Consider the following 15,798-nt stretch of genomic DNA (forward strand, 5'->3'; position numbering starts at 1 on the left):
TGCAAAATGTTTCTAAAAAGTAGGCAACTCAAAAAGCTGATTAAGGTTAAAGCGCAATTACCTTCTCAGGTAAATGATAGCGGTCTAACATTGATTGAAGGTTTGGTGGCAATTGTTATTATTGCCATAACCACTGCCGTCATGACTCCCATGGTAATCCTAGCTGTCGGCACTAGAGTTCAGAGTCAACGAGCAGAGCAGGCCTTTCAAATAGCTCAAGCAGAAGTAGACCGAATCAAGGTAATTGTTGAAAGGGGCGGTGACTACACCTTAAATATTGCGCTAGCACCAACTGGTGTAAATAGCGTAGCCGACTTTGATGTTGTTCCGGTCCCTGCTCCAATCACCATTAATAACAACAACTATGCAAGAAATCTTAGGGCTGCCCGTGGCATCTCTACCGATGACGATGCTACTGATGACGAGTATGCCGTTCAAATCTTTAGAACTGAAGGTATTACGAGGGGAACAAAACCAGTCGCCTTTGATCTAGGGGTGAGGGTTTATCGCGCTGATGTAGTTGATGGTGGCCCTTTAGGGGTAGAACAAGCTAGGCTTGCCGTAACGAGTGGTGAAGGCCAGTCAGGCAGTCGTCCCCTTGCCAATATTTATACAAGCATAACTGAAAGTGATAGTGAGCAATCCCTTTGTGACTACCACGATTTCATTAATAGTGTTACTGGAAGCACCACTCCAAAACCGCCTGATTGTTAATTGCATCCCCCCTTGAAAACTCCATGGTTAATTACCACTCTAAAATTTTGCTGCATCGATGGTTATTGCAACGGCGCAAACATAAGGCTTCTGGCTTCACACTAACAGAAGTTCTTATTTCAGTTGCCATTGCTGGCGTCATTGTGTCTGGTTTGTTGTCCTTAGTGGTTGAACTATTACAGATAGACCGCCGAGAAATTACTTTGGAAAGGGTCCAACGGGATATGCAGCAAGCATTGGACTACATCTCTGATGATTTAGAGGAGGCGGTTTACGTTTATGACAATACCCGGCTGCTTGAAATTGTGGAGGACATTGATGAGTTAAATGACAGAGTGGGGGCTGGTGGTGAAGGGACTGGTGACGCTGTACCCTTACTGGCCTTCTGGCGTACAGTGCCTCTAGACGATGCGGATCTCGAAGACTGTAACGGTACGGATGAAGCCTGTCGAGTTGCGCGAACTCGTCGGACCAGTTATTCCCTGGTGGTTTATCTTCAACAGCATAGAGATGATGCTGATGCTGACTCTGCATGGCAAGGTCAAAGTGTTATTCGACGTTACGAACTACCCGAATATCCTGACACTGCTAATTTTAGTGCAACAGACCTCGATGAGGAAACCTCAGAAGGCTATGTTAATCCCGTTGACAGTCTCGGAAAGACTAATTTTGAAGTCTGGGCACCAAATGCAGCGCCAGCTGTTGTCGCAGGAGAAAGTCCGGTATTAGTCGACTTTGTAAGAGAAGCAGATATAGATGCCCCTAATGCAATTGACTGCCGAGCCTTAATTTTTGACCTTAACAGTCGTTTAATCGGGGAGATAGATCCCACAGCCAATGATTACGACTATGTACTCTCTCCTGCAGAGGCAACGGAAGAAACAGGTTTTTTTGCTTGCATACAAGAACCTCAACTAGCCAGTGGCTCGTTTAGATCCACTCAAGATGTTTATCTTTTTCTCAGGGGTAATGCTCAATCAGAAAATCGCTTTTTAGGACCAGCAGGTAAGGATAGTAGCCTCCCCGTACTGCAAACCCAGGTCAAACTACGTGGTGTCATTGACAAAGACGGATAAATAGCAACCAAAACACTTATCATGAATCGATTTAGATTACCCAATTCTGCTAATGCAACAGCTGGTTTTACTTTAATTGAGCTGTTTGTAGTGATCATTATGGTCGGCATTTTAGCAGCCATTGCTGCACCGGGATGGCTGGGTTATGTGAATCGTCAACGAGTTAGTCGTGCCCGTAGTGATTTGGCTCAAATTATTCAAAATGCCCAAATTGAAGCACAGCAGAGAAACTCTACAAGAGTTATCAGATTTGCAGAAGATACTGGGATACCTGGTGCTCCAACAGTGCAAGTCAATTCTACAGTTGGGGTAACAACGGGTAGAGATCGTTCTGTCGGTGGAGAACAAAACGACAGCATACAATTAACAGCTAGCGACCAAGAGTTTGTGTTTAACTACCGCGGTGAAGCAGAGGGTGCACCATATATTGTTTCTGTAACGTCTGAGTTCAGCAATAATCCAAGATGCATCATAGTACCAACATTATTAGGTGGGACTGTTCAAGCAGAAGGTGATGAATGCGATGTCGCTCTTTATGAGTAGAAACAGAATACGATAAACAGAATAATGGCTGTAAAAGCAGGTAAATTTGTTTAATATACCCTGTCAGCCATAAAACGCTGCAACTCTCTTAACAGCTCAGTATATCCTGGGAACCCTTAGCCCTGAAATATTGTAGTTGTCTAAACAGATCAGTGTATCCTGGGAACCATCTTTGAACTCAAGGTCGTTAGTCTAAAGTATCCTGCCTCATAGAAGGATACATATGAAACGCTTTCGGGTTCCTGTCCCTAATCGTCATTCACTAAATCATTATCTTGGTCGACTACCTAAGCAGTTTATGGCTTGGGTGCTAAGGCTGGCTTTTATGGGTGCTCGCTTCAGTCGCACTCGACAGGCTGGCTTTGTATTACCAACAACCGTGATGCTGCTTCTGGTACTCACCTTAACTGTTGGAGGATTAAGTTTTCGCTCATTCAATCGGGCTGCTCAGACAATCGCATATCGTGAGCAACAACAGATTGACAACTTTGCTGCGCCCGCCGTTGACAGGGCCAAGGCTAAAATTGAGTACTTATTTACAAAAGATCCAGAGGTCATTAACAAAAGACCACCCTCTAGCAGTGACTTAATCAATTCACTTTTAAAATACTCAAGGCCATTGGCAGACGGAGGTTACGGCCAAACCTGGGGGGCTGCGAATCAAGCCAATGACGATCCATACACATTGCCAGATGAAACCCAGTTAGACATCAACGACGATGGTAATCCTGACCCTGCGTGGAGCTTTGAATCCCGTGATGGCAATACCATTGTTTATTCAATCCTCACCTCTCACGAAGCAAGAGATTCAGATGGTGACATTATTCAAGACTCAGATGGTAATGAACTGACCCTAACCTCTAATCAGGTAGACGAAAAAGCAGATAACCTGGTTACGCGCAACGGTCCTATTAATACACAACAGTCGGTTGATGGTTGCCCTGTAAGTACCCTGGCCGGTGATGGCTGGCAAGATGCTGGCGGTACTCTGCAAAAAGTTTTTCAAATTGACGTTCTAAACATTGCTAACCCCAACACTATTAATCGAACGGTTAGCTCCGCAGAGTATCAGCAAGTACGCACTATTCCAAAGGGGAATGTATATGGTGCCTGGTTCCGTTACGACATGGAAATATTCCCAGGTGGAGATTTTCGCTGGAATGGAGCCATGCACTCAGAGTCAAACATCATTGCATTTGAGAATCTAGAGGCGTATCTAGTTAGCTCTCCAGAGTCCTGTGTTTTCAGTACCGATGCATCGGAAATTAGTCTCAGTGTGAGTGGCTACGATACCGATGGCGATGGCACTGATGATCAATTTTTCCAAGGGCATTTGATTTCAGGTGCATCAAGGGATGACGATTTTGGGGGAAATACAGAATTTCACAAAGAGAATAATGCTACCCCCACTAACCCTGGCAAAAATAATCTGAAAGATGATACCGATTCAGTTGATGAAACTGGTGGAACTGATGTCACAGATGTTGCTGTAGACCCAGTTTTGATTCTTACAGAAGACATTACTGTTAATTTGGATGATACATCGTGGGATCCTGAGGCTGCCAAGGATGCGTTATCTCCAAATCCTTTAGAGCCCAATGATCAAGTTCAACTGTTGAGTGATAGCAGTCGGGTGCGAGTATTTCCCGATGCGGCTCGTCCATTTGTAGATGATGGGTTTCGGGCAGACAATCGCTATGGGCCAAAGCCCCGTTACGACTCTGAAAATAGCTTGACTCAAGCTAATGGTGTATATCTCTCTACACCTCACCAAATTGGTGATGAAATTAATGACAACTCAGTGTTAGCTAGTGATAATGCGGCTGAGCAAGAGTACGGTCTAGATGGGTATTGGGAAAGACGCTCTATTTCTCAGGGTTTACGTGTTGTTGTTGGTCAACGGTTAGAGCTAGGTAATCAGTTTGGATGGGAAGCTGATGATCCGCTTTATCCACCCACAACAGTTCAGAATCTAACTCGTAGTGGAGGTGACATAGAAAAGACACCTGCTCAAGCTAAGCAACAAAAGTCTCTGCGGGATAACTTAGCAGCTGTGCAGGGCATGGTGGTTTACCACTATACCGAAGACAATGGAAACTTACCCTATATTTGTTCAGCGTCTACGGTGCATCCAGGTACTTTGGATACTTTAATAAATAGCCGTACCTTTACCAAATACACAGAAACAGATGATTGGAAAATTGATTTCCTAACAGGAACAGGAACTAACGGCTGGGAGTTTAATTTTAGTAGTTTTGATAGTAATAGTAACGGCGACATCACCGATGAATTTGCCGATGACAAACCCATGGGCAAGGCGCTCCGTAATCTAGCATATTTTGCCGGGGACCCTCAGGGTGGTGCACCATCGTTTCCCCCAGTTCAAGGAGAAGCCGGTCAGACTGACGAGTTTGTTCATCCCTATCCCTATCTATCCATGTGGGGAGACTTCTCAGTGCTCCGACGTATTTTTGACGACTACACGGTCAACACTGATGCCCAATATGATGATTTGAGCCCAGCAGATAAGTCCACCCTTCATTCTGCGGCTTGTACGCTAGGGATGTTGGCATATAACTTAAATAGTTTGCAGCTTGAGTTTGATAGCATTCCAGCCAATGGAAGCGCTGGCCTAAATGCTCTTGGGGTACAGCTGGCCAAACTAATGGATGGAAATGTTGCCAATGGTGAGATTGGTGAAGACACAACAACTAACCTTTGTACAACTTCCTTAGGCAGTACAGGTTGTCCACCTAGTCCCTATGACCCAAGCTATTACACTCAATTTACAAAAGAGGAATGGCTCAACGCCCTTGAAAATGATGGTGCTCTGGGTGCAAACCTTGATACAGCCATAGCCCGAGCTGAAGTAATTGGCAGACTACAACAGGTTTTACGAGATCGCACAATGGGCTTTATTCCTGCGGGAACATCCCGTGGTATTGCTGGCTCAGGGACAGGGTATGACCCAGATACAGGTACCTATGAATATCAAGGGTCTGGCGGCACTTTTGCTGATGAAATCTTTGGCGCTGGCTGTGACCCAACTGGCTTTGCAACCACTGGTGGTAACTCTGAAAACGCTCAACTTGGTTTAACAATGGCCTTTTGTTCTATTTCCGAAGGGCCAAAGTATCCAATCTTGCATTATCTTTTCCCAGTCACGGACCACGATTATCTTGACTTAGATAACTCAACTTATCGTCAACCCTACAGGGATAATTTCTATCCCACTGCCGTAACCACAACTGCCGAAGAACTTTTGAATGAAGGAAGCACCGCGTCTCCCTTTGTTGTCGAGGTTGATGAGAAAGGTACCACAGGGAGCCTTGCAAATGCGGCTGACGATGAAATTATTGGTGGTGTAAATGATGATGACAGCATACTCTTTACAACAGTTGGGCCAGATACTATTGCCCTAGCACCCAGGACCAGTCTTGCCAATTTCAGACAGCCAATCAGTGCGGGTACTGGCCTCAGCACCCGCGATGACCTGCAAACAAATGCAATTGATGCAGACGGTACCATCACAGAACTTGCATTTCTTGACAAAGCCATGATGGATGGACGCGAGTTGTTGAATATTCGCGTGCTTGATTTAGATATCGATAAACTGACGGATATTACTGCGGACGCTCGTTCATACTTTACCGTTGGCACCGAGCAAATTGCCTGGATTCCAGAAGACGATGGTATTTTCTATGCCGCCAGAGAAGATGCTGTGAGAGAAGACAATATCGTTCGCCCTCGCCAGGCAGATTGGGCTACCTGTCAAGATTTTGCCAATCTGCAAGATAACGGACAAAACTGTCCAATGGATGTTGTGCCAAATGGCCCTAATCAACAAGGAACCTACGATCCACCGTTGGCAGACAACTTAATTAGTCCAAAGCCGGTTGATATGTATGCCGATCCTGATCGACGCCCCTACGGTTTCCGATTAATTAATGGTGCGATTATCCATCGTTCAGGGGACGACAAGGCTGCAGGGGTTACTTTTGTCACCGATAATCCAGCTTATATCTATGGTAATTTCAATCTCCACCAAGATACTTCTGGCAATATTCTCGAAGAATTTGAAGAACAGCTAGGCACAGACTTTGCCACCGGAGCAGGCAACCCCTTTAACGATTTCTATGGACGTAGCACCCTGGACCAGGACTTTGCACAGGGCGGCCAAGACCTATGGAGACCTGCCGAAATTTTTGCTGATGCAGTCAGCATTCTCTCCAGTGAGTTCCGCGATGGTTACGTTGAAGATGCCTATATTTATGAAACTGACGGTAGTACAACTACCATAGGGGCTAATAGTGCTCAATCCTCATATCTAAATTCGGATCGACCGCTTAGGGAGGATGATGCTACATGGGAGCCACGCCACTGGCAGCGTGAAGATTTAGCAGACCAACAGGGTGATAGCAATGTTTCGCTGCCAATCCGATTTAATCGGAACGGCATTGCAGCTAAAGCACAGACTGAAGGGGACTTAAGTTCTGCATACACCGAATTCCCCACTACGTTTAATGGTGGCCGTGCAAACCATATCCAGTTTTCAGATGAGGCTGAACGTCAGGAGAATCTGATTCCAGCAGCTGATAATACCCGCGTTAATGCACTGTTAGTTTCGGGTATTGTACCGCTGCGAGCAGGCCAAAACTATGGTGGGTTACACAACTTCCCACGGCTGCTTGAGTATTGGCCTGGTAAAAACTTGTTTATTTCAGGGGGCTTTTTCCAGTTGAACTTTAGTACCCAGGCAACGGCTCCATTTGACCAGGACTCTTGGGAACCAGGTACTACACCTATTTCTACTGGTGGTAACAATGTGTACAACGGCTTCTACGGTGCCGCCACCCGTATTTGGGGTTACGATGTCGGTTTCCAGTACACCAGTGTTGCTCCCATTGCCCGTCGTTTCGTTGCCTTAGGTCGACCCAGAAGTGAGTTTTATCGGGAGCTGCCTCTACAGGATGAGTATATCGCTAACCTCTGTACAGCAGAAGATTCGACCGGTGCCCTTGTACTCGGTGCTGATGTTGGTTGCCAATAGGGAGTAATCGAAAATGTTTTTGAAAAATAGGCAACTAAAAAAGCTAATGAGTACTAAGTCGCAAGTACCTGTTAAGGCCGATGACAGTGGTCTGACGCTGATTGAGGGGTTGGTGGCAATTGTGATTATCGCCATCGCTACGGCAGTCATGACGCCAATGGTCATCCTGGCTGTTGGGACCAGAGTTCAAAGTCAACGGGCAGAGCAAGCCTTTCAAATAGCCCAGGCAGAAGTAGACCGGATAAAGCTAATTGTTAGTCAGGGTGGGAACTACACCTTAAATATTGCGCCAACACCAACGGGTGTAAATAGCGTAGCTGACTTTGATGTTGTTCCGGTCCCTGCGCCAAATGTTATTAACGACAACACATACTCAACAACGACTGACGCGGCTCGGGCCATTGATGTGGATAACGATGGCAACGCCGATTACGCTGTTCAGGTTTTCAAAACTGACGGAATTACAAGCGGGACAATCCCCGTCGCGTTTGATCTAGGGGTTAGGGTTTATCGCGCTGACATCATAGGAAGTTTAGATCCCACAGATGTGGAACAGGCCAGCCTGATTATGACCAGCGGTGAAGGGCAATCAGGTAATGCCCCCCTCTCCACTATCTACACTAGCCTCATCAGAAGTGATGATGAAGAATCACTGTGTGACTACTACGAATTCATCAACAGTGTTCAAGGAACAACTGTTTCTACGCCTTCTGAATGTTAACTGCACTATTCTTTGAAAGCTCCATGGCTAATTACCATTCTAAAAGTTGGTTGTATCGATGGCTGTTGCAGCAACGAAAACATCGAACTTCTGGGTTCACCTTAATGGAAGTTCTTATCTCAATGATCATTGCTGGCATCATTATATCTGGCTTGTTGTTTTTAGTGGTTGAACTGTTACAAATAGACCGTCGAGAAATTGCACTGGAACGGGTTCAACGGGATATGCAGCGTGCCATAGACTATATCGCTGATGATTTAGAAGAAGCTGTCTACGTCTATAACGATGTTCGCATGCAGGAGATTGTTGACGATATCCAGATTTTAAGTGACCAGATGGGCACTGGTGTGGAGGGTAGTGGTGATGCGGTTCCCTTACTTGCCTTTTGGCGCACAGTGCCTCTAGATGATGATGTGTTGCCTGATACTTGTACAGGCAATGACGATGAGATGGAAATCTGTCGAGTTGCGAGAACACGTCGAGCGAGTTATTCCCTGATTGTTTACTATCAACAGCATCGGGATGATACTGATGCAGACTATGTTTGGAAGGGTCCCAGCGTCCTCAGACGTTACGAGCTGCCCCAGTATGCCAACTTAGCCACTTTCACTGAAACCCCTGGTTACGCGGACCCTATTACGGACCAGGCTACTGATTTTGAAAACTGGGAGCCGAGTACAACGCCTGATGCTGTTGGCGGCAATAGTGTCGCGTTAGTAGATTTTGTGGAACAAGCGGATCCAGGGGGGACTGCTGTTGACTGTCGTAATTTAGTCTTTGGCCTCAATAGCCGTTTAACTGGAGAAAACGATAACACTAATGATGTATATGACTATGTCGTGACTCCTGAAAATGCGACCGATGCAGCTGGTTTTTTTGCTTGTATACGACAACCTAACCTGGCTGACGGAGATTTTAGGACAACCCAGGATGTCTATCTTTTTCTCAGGGGTGATGTTGAATCGGAAAATCGCTTTTTAGGGCCAGCAAGTGACGGCAGCCGTTTCCCTGTACTACAAACTCAGGTCAAGCTGCGCGGTGTCATCAATAAAGATGGATAATTAGCGATAAGGACACTAATCATGAAGCGATTTAAGCCACAAAAATCTATCTCTTCAACAGCTGGTTTCTCAATGCTTGAGCTATTGGTGGTTATCATTATGGTAGGCATTTTGGCCGCCATTGTTGCGCCTGGCTGGCTGGGTTATATGAATCGTCAACGTGTGAGTCGTGCCCGTAGCGATTTAGCCCAAATCATTCAAACTGCTCAATCTGATGCACAACAAAAAAACTCCACTAGAGTCATCAGATTCTCTGGGGCTGCGGGTGTATCAGCTGCTCCTACAGTACAAGTAAACTCTACAACTGGTGAAACAACTGGTAGAGAACAGTCTGTTGGTGGAGAACAAAATGGCAGTATTCGGTTAACGGCGAATGTTCAAGAGTTTGTTTTTAATTATAAAGGGGAAGTTGAACCCGTTAATCCAACAGATTTACCCTATATTGTGTCTGTCACCTCGGAACTGAGTGAGACACCGAAATGTATCATTGTGCCGACTATACTTGGCGGCATTGTGCAAGCGAATGGTAACGATTGTGATGCTTCTCTTTACTAAGGACAACTCTCACAAAATATGAGAGTTTAAGGCTTGAGCATTTGATATTATTCGAGCTTGTTGACAGCCAATTTAGGGCTATTTCTGGGAATTTTAAAAGTGTTGCAAGTTTCCGCTTAGCTATACTATGATTAAATTCCACAGACTTCAATATTCTGTTGCTAGGGACTCTGGCTTTACACTTTTAGAAACAATTATAGTTCTCGTCGTTGTTGGTATTTTAAGTGCTCTAGTATTACCAACATGGAATGGATCGCAAGAACGATGGCGGGTTTCTGAAGCTCAAAGTAACGCCTATAGTGCAATTCGCAAAACTCAAGCGATGGCAATGCATCAGCACGTAACCTGGCAATTTAGTATTCGTGAATCACTCGCGGGCGAGGTGGAATGGGCCATGCACCCGCTGTCAGGTGTACCTGTTGACTGGACATCGTTGGGGGATAAAGCTCTGGATCTTGACCTGGCAGATACCACCTTGCATAAGCGCGATGGAGCGTACTATATACGCTTTGACTATAAGGGACGGTTAGCTTCACAGACGCGGACGCTTACGTTCACCAGCAGCAGGGCACCATCCATAAAAAGCTGTATAGTAATGTCCACCCTATTGGGTGCTATCCGCCAATCCCATGAGCAACCAAAACCTAACGCCAGAGGACGATATTGTTATTAAACGGTATTGTTATTAAGTAGAGTAATTGTGTTTGCTTGCTTGGAGGGAGATTAATGGCTCCATACTCTCATGCTCAGATTGAAAGCATAGTTTTTGATCTGGGTGGGGTAATTGTCAATTTGGATTATGGTCTCACTATTCAAGCATTTAGTGAGTTGGCTGGTTATGACGTCACTCAGCAGTATAGTCAACAGAGCCAAGCAGACATTTTTTCCAAGTTTGAGGTTGGCAGTATTACACCAGCTGAGTTTAGACGCAGTCTGATGCAGTTGCTACAGTTTGAAGCTGACGATGAGGCAATTAATCAGGCGTGGAGTGCACTGATTCTTGATTTTCCGCCAAAGCGGGTGGAGTTAATACGTCAGCTCGGCCAGCAGAAGCGGATATTTTTATTGTCCAATATTAATGAACTACATTTAGCGACGAGCGATCGCAAATTCGCCGAAGCCATGGGCAACGACATTGGCACCCTAGCCGATCAGTTTGAGCGGGTCTATTATTCGCATCTGGTGGGCGATCGCAAACCAAATACCAGCATTTTTCAACGGGTCATCGATGAAAACAACCTTGACCCCGCAAAAACACTTTTCCTCGACGATACAGCCCACAATTTAGTCGGAGCACAGCAGATTGGCTTGCAAACCGTACACATTACCCAGGAGCGCCCTATCGAAAGCCTGAATTTGTTGGATTTATAGCGATTTCAAACAATTTGGCCCTAGGAGAACGTATAGAATAGTAATCTATTCCCTTGATGTTGCATTCTCCTATGGTAAGCCTCGCTGATTTTGCCCTGTTTGCCCTGTTAGGTCTTGGCGCTGGGACCCTCGCTGGCATGTTGGGCATTGGTGGTGGCATGGTCATTGTGCCTGGCCTGTTCTATTTGTTTTCACTGATGGACTTGCCTAGCTACAGCCTGATGCATCTCGCTGCAGGCAGTGCCATGTGCATCATGATTTTTACCTCAGCAGCATCAACGTTTTCCCATCATATGCGCGGGGACGTCCATTGGGATATTTTTGGTCGGATCATCGCTGCCATTGGTGTGGGTGTCTTAATTGGTAATCTACTCTCTAATCATTTAGACACCCATTGGCTAGAAATTATTTTTGGGTCATTTCTCTTATTGGTGTCCGTCAAAATCTTGCTTAACTGGAAACCTGCCTTTGAAGAAACCAGCTCCCCACCCCTTGTACTGATCGCCACAGTTGGAACTTTAATTGGCTTTAAATCAGGCATCCTAGGCATTGGCGGAGGCGCAATCAGTGTACCTTTTCTCCTCTATTGTGGTCTTCCCATGAGCAAGGCTAGCGGTACCTCCGCCTCATTTACCTTGCCAATTGCCATCGTCGGTACCCTGTCATTTCTACTATTCTCCCAAGGATATACAGATATCTCCTGGGCAACGGGTTACATATACTGGCCAGCCGTAGCCTTAGTGGCCCCGTTCACCATGCTCGGAGCCCCCATTGGCACGCAGCTATCCCACATTATTTCGCCGCAGCAGCTACGGCGAATCTTTGGCTGGTTGCTGGTGGTCATTGGCCTACGTATGTTTGGTGGTGGTATTCAATTTTTGGCCTAGGAATAATACCTATAACAAACGACTGTTGAGGCAGCCTCTCCTTTGGAGATGTGCATTCAGCAGTTTGCTATACTGCCCTACTCAGCCAACCAATCTTTTGCCCAAATCAACGCTTCATCCGCATTGGTCAATTCTCCACTGGCTTGGGCCTGTTCAATGGCACTGAGCAATTGTCCGATCTGAGGGCCTGATTTTAGATTTAACCCACGCATCAGATCCTTACCGCTGAGTAGTGGTGTAGGGTGGGCAACCGGATCATCAGGTGTCTGATAGCGTTCTACCATCACCCCAACAGCGGTGGCCGGTATACCCATGGAAAGGGCGACTAACGAGACAGCGGGCAAGCTGGTGCCAGCGAACTTAAATAAAAAGAATTGGTCTGCTTTGGATAAACAACCATTTTGCTCAGCCATACGGTCCAAATAGGGCTGCACCTGGAGCACTCTAAAGATGGCCTGCCCCTCACTGCGGCTGTACTTTAAACGCATCAACCAACGGTGAGCTGCCTCTTCATCCAGCGGCAGTAACCGAGATAGGCGAGCGGCCTTAATCCAGCTACGATAGTGCCCTGCGGGAACTGTATCTTTCCAGCCATGGAGCAGCTGTAGGTAACCTGGTAGGTTGGGCAAGTTGACTAACGCACTATCTAAATTAGCCAGTTGCTGGGCATGGCCAGCATTGAGATGGGGTAGCCAGGCATCAAATAGGCCATCTTGCCAAGCCATTTTGAAACAAGCTGACCCGTTAGGCTGACTTAATAGGGCATCTAGCTCATGGCGAATACGCTCGGGGGCAATTTTTTGTAGCAGCGGTGCCAGCTCACGAATAGAGGCGCGAGTATCACTGTCAATGGTAAATCCTAACTGAGCTGCTTGACGATACGCTCGTAACAGTCGCAATGGATCTTCAGCCAAGTTTTCACGACTGACCATCCGCAATGTTTGCTGTCGCAGGTCAGCAATGCCATTGAGGGGATCGATGAGTCGATCACTGGGAGGATGATACGCGATCGCATTAATAGTAAAGTCGCGTCGCTGCAGATCCGTTTCTAGGGTGGGGCCTACCTGTTGGGCAAAGTCGATGGTCGCCTGGTCGAAGACAGCACGGGCAATTTGATTATCGGCATCGAGCACCACAAAGCCAGCCCGATAGCGTCTAGCAATGGCACTCGCGATCGCAACTGCCCCATCTGGTAAGACAAAATCTAAGTCTAAATATTCTGCCTGGCGCTCTAGCAAAGCATCCCGAACACTTCCCCCAACAACACAGGCCGTTTCCGGCAGCAGGCGGCTATCAAAGGGCCAAGTTTTAGGAATTAAGGCAGACGCCATAGACGACACAAACTTCAACGATGCAGCTCCAAACGTAGTGCGGCTTACAATTTTCCTATATTGCGTCGCCCGTAAACACGTATTTCGCAACCTAATTTTAGGCTTCTGCTAGGTTTTCGCTAAAACTTAGGGGCAACCGCACATTTTGAAACAAATTCCCCTGGCTATATTTTAGCTGCGTTAAAGTGGTGGCAAAGTGCATATATTCTGCAGGAATGCCCTCACTGGGTACGCCCCATCATCTGCCAAGTGCCAGCAGCAGCAGCAACTTTTATTATTTATTCCCTACCCTGCTTTCACTCTCAACCATTCAGCCCCTTAAGCACACCTTTTCCATTCCATGTGTATTTGCATCAACTGCCACTATGTTGACCGCTGTATCACTTACCATGCGGTTGAAACGAACCATCGGCAGCCCCACTTAACAGATTCTCCAGATTTTGACCCCCAAAATCCGACAATTAACGCCAACATTAGCCCGCCCATTGTCAGCGTAGAAGGCGATCGGATTGTGCAGTCTGGCGACTTTGGCTTTGAATACGATGTGGTCGGCTGCGACAGTTTTCAACAGGATATGGGCAAATGGGCAAGATTGCGTCCCGGTGAAGCTATCCCCACATAATATGCCCATGGGTAACGAAGTGGGCACCGCCCAGACACCATGGTGAGTCAAAGGACAGTTAACGGAAAACACCGTTATGAAATCATCCAAAGCTTTGGCAGAGGGCAAAGTGGCCAAACCGATCTCGCCCATGTTGTAGCACCTGAATCCAATCCGACCGCTCAACGGCTCCTCGTTGTCATCAAACAAATTTATCGCCCCCAGGAACCGCTCGATACCTTAACGAAGCGGATGCAAGCTGTGGGCCAACATCCTCAGCTACCGGCACTCGTCGATAGTTGGCAGACATCGGCAGGGCAGTTTCTAGCTTTTGAGTACATTGATGCCCCAGCCATCACCCAAGGGGAACCTCCGCCTTGGCCAGCAGAAAAGGTGGAAGTTTGGCTGTTATCCCTTTTGGCAGTCTTAGAATATCTGCACAGTTTTCGCCTTATCCACGGTGACATCCGCCCAGGCAACATTCGTCAAGGTCAGCAGCCGATGCTCATTGACCTGCGTATCACCAAACGTCTGAACAGACAGCAAACGCCCCTCAAAGCCACTGGTGGCGACGCGGCCTATGCGGCCCCCGAACAGGCCCTTGGTCAGCTAGTCTGCGCTAGCGATTTGTACAGCCTGGGATTGATAGCCATTCATTTACTGACCGGATTAAACCCGTTTGATCTTTATTCAGTCGCTGACAATCGCTGGATTTGGCCCGATTTAGTGGCAACACCGATACCCAAGAATCTCAGCACCGTTCTCCATAAATTGTTGGCACGGTCCCTTGAAACTCGCTATGCCACTGCCAGTCAAGCGATTAGCGACCTAAAAAAATCTTCTGCCGTCTCCCTATTGGATAAAGCCCGTTCTCTACTATTGCCAATAGATACCTGGTCCCAGCCTCCACAAGCAAGCAAAGCCCCCGCATCCTCTAAATCTCTAACGGCCCTGTCCTCTCCACAACTCCAGTGGCAATTTCTATACCAATTTTCAACCGGCATCACCACGGCCTTAGCAATTCAAGGCAATATTCTGGCTATGGGCACTAGCTCTGGCAGTCTGCTCATTTGTGATTTACCTAGCGGTGAGGAGGTTTATACCTTAAAGGGTCGACGCCATCGAGATCGCATCACTGCCTTAACCTTCCATCCTCAGCAGCGCATCCTGTTCAGCGCCAGTAGTGATGGCACCGTCAAACTGTGGGATTTGAACCGTGGTGAGCTTGTGCAAACATTGCAACAACCCGGTTGGCGACCAACAGACCTGGCCGTCGCACCACCGTATCTCATCATCAGCGATGGCACAGGTTATATCGATCTGTGGGATTTGGCGAAGCTCTCACCCTGCCATCGGTTTAATCAACATCAGGATTGGGTTAGTGCGATCGCAACCAATGGCAAACAATTGGCCAGCATTAGTCGAGATCGCACCCTGCGGCTATGGTCTTTACCCGAACAGCGTCTGCTGGAAACCATACCCATTGGCCCCAGCCGAGCCCTCGCCCTTCACCCCAGCGGGCAGCATGTGATTGTTGGCAATGACCAAGGGCAGGTAAATGTCTGGCATGTAGCTAACCTCGCTAAACCCGATCGACTATGCAGTGCCGATGATGAGATTACGGCCCTAGCCCTGAGCCCCGATGCCCGATTGCTGGCAGTTGGTACCGATGGCAATGCTTTACGGATCTATCAGGGCACTAACGGGCAGTGTGTTTCTGAATTAGCGCAGGGATGGGGAGTGGTTGCGATCGCTTTTGACGGCAACACCCTTGTCAGCAGCAGCCAGGACGAAACCGTCACCGTATGGCAACGGAGCAACCACTCCGTGACATGATCCGTGACATGATCAAAGGCAACTTGTGAATCTCCTCTGTCAGTTGCCACAG

At 47.2% G+C, this 15,798-nt stretch carries 13 protein-coding genes; 12 read left to right on the forward strand and 1 reads right to left on the reverse strand.

Features of this window, described 5'->3' with window-relative positions; translation table 11 throughout:
* Positions 1-6: 6 nt before the first annotated feature.
* From SPB21_RS15230 to SPB21_RS15275, 10 genes are all read left to right on the forward strand, one after another.
* Positions 7-714 (forward strand): hypothetical protein, encoded by a 708-nt coding sequence (locus SPB21_RS15230; RefSeq protein ID WP_499867059.1) that lies wholly within the window; start codon positions 7-9, stop codon positions 712-714.
* 23 nt (positions 715-737) lie between these two features.
* The gene (locus tag SPB21_RS15235) at positions 738-1,790 is read left to right on the forward strand and encodes a PulJ/GspJ family protein (RefSeq protein WP_499867060.1); all 1,053 of its coding nucleotides are present in this window, start codon (positions 738-740) and stop codon (positions 1,788-1,790) included.
* 21 nt (positions 1,791-1,811) lie between these two features.
* A complete protein-coding gene (locus SPB21_RS15240) occupies positions 1,812-2,333 on the forward strand; it encodes a pilus assembly FimT family protein (protein WP_499867061.1) in 522 nt (173 codons plus the stop codon).
* 223 nt (positions 2,334-2,556) lie between these two features.
* Entirely contained in the window at positions 2,557-7,383 is a 4,827-nt protein-coding gene (gene hpsA, locus SPB21_RS15245; protein WP_499867062.1) for a hormogonium polysaccharide biosynthesis protein HpsA, read from the forward strand.
* A 46-nt stretch (positions 7,384-7,429) separates the two neighbouring features.
* Complete coding sequence (locus tag SPB21_RS15250) at positions 7,430-8,104, forward strand: prepilin-type N-terminal cleavage/methylation domain-containing protein (RefSeq protein ID WP_250565083.1); 675 nt, start codon at positions 7,430-7,432, stop codon at positions 8,102-8,104.
* A gap of 23 nt (positions 8,105-8,127) precedes the next feature.
* Positions 8,128-9,165 carry a prepilin-type N-terminal cleavage/methylation domain-containing protein gene (locus tag SPB21_RS15255; protein WP_250565082.1) on the forward strand — a complete coding sequence of 346 codons (1,038 nt, stop codon included), beginning with the start codon at positions 8,128-8,130 and terminating at the stop codon, positions 9,163-9,165.
* Positions 9,166-9,186: 21 nt separating this feature from the next.
* Positions 9,187-9,720 (forward strand): pilus assembly FimT family protein, encoded by a 534-nt coding sequence (locus SPB21_RS15260; protein WP_163667833.1) that lies wholly within the window; start codon positions 9,187-9,189, stop codon positions 9,718-9,720.
* A gap of 127 nt (positions 9,721-9,847) precedes the next feature.
* Positions 9,848-10,393, forward strand: coding sequence for a pilus assembly FimT family protein (locus SPB21_RS15265; RefSeq protein ID WP_499867064.1), 546 nt, complete (start codon positions 9,848-9,850; stop codon positions 10,391-10,393).
* A 53-nt stretch (positions 10,394-10,446) separates the two neighbouring features.
* Positions 10,447-11,091: an HAD family hydrolase gene (locus SPB21_RS15270; RefSeq protein ID WP_163667829.1), complete on the forward strand. Its 645-nt coding sequence runs from the start codon at positions 10,447-10,449 to the stop codon at positions 11,089-11,091.
* Positions 11,092-11,162: 71 nt separating this feature from the next.
* Positions 11,163-11,978: a sulfite exporter TauE/SafE family protein gene (locus tag SPB21_RS15275; RefSeq protein ID WP_163698448.1), complete on the forward strand. Its 816-nt coding sequence runs from the start codon at positions 11,163-11,165 to the stop codon at positions 11,976-11,978.
* 77 nt (positions 11,979-12,055) lie between these two features.
* Here SPB21_RS15275 and SPB21_RS15280 read toward each other — a convergent pair whose 3' ends face one another.
* The gene (locus SPB21_RS15280; RefSeq protein ID WP_250565732.1) at positions 12,056-13,309 is read right to left on the reverse strand and encodes a CCA tRNA nucleotidyltransferase; all 1,254 of its coding nucleotides are present in this window, start codon (positions 13,307-13,309) and stop codon (positions 12,056-12,058) included.
* Positions 13,310-13,649: 340 nt separating this feature from the next.
* Between SPB21_RS15280 and SPB21_RS15285 the strand changes: the two genes are divergently transcribed.
* Positions 13,650-13,931: a Ycf34 family protein gene (locus SPB21_RS15285; RefSeq protein WP_163667823.1), complete on the forward strand. Its 282-nt coding sequence runs from the start codon at positions 13,650-13,652 to the stop codon at positions 13,929-13,931.
* Between the two features lie 39 nt (positions 13,932-13,970).
* The gene (locus tag SPB21_RS15290) at positions 13,971-15,746 is read left to right on the forward strand and encodes a WD40 domain-containing protein (protein WP_499867065.1); all 1,776 of its coding nucleotides are present in this window, start codon (positions 13,971-13,973) and stop codon (positions 15,744-15,746) included.
* Positions 15,747-15,798: the final 52 nt, after the last annotated feature.

The sequence above is a fragment of the Leptothoe sp. ISB3NOV94-8A genome (genome assembly GCF_043421595.1).
Lineage (GTDB): Bacteria > Cyanobacteriota > Cyanobacteriia > Phormidesmidales > Phormidesmidaceae > Leptothoe > Leptothoe turfae.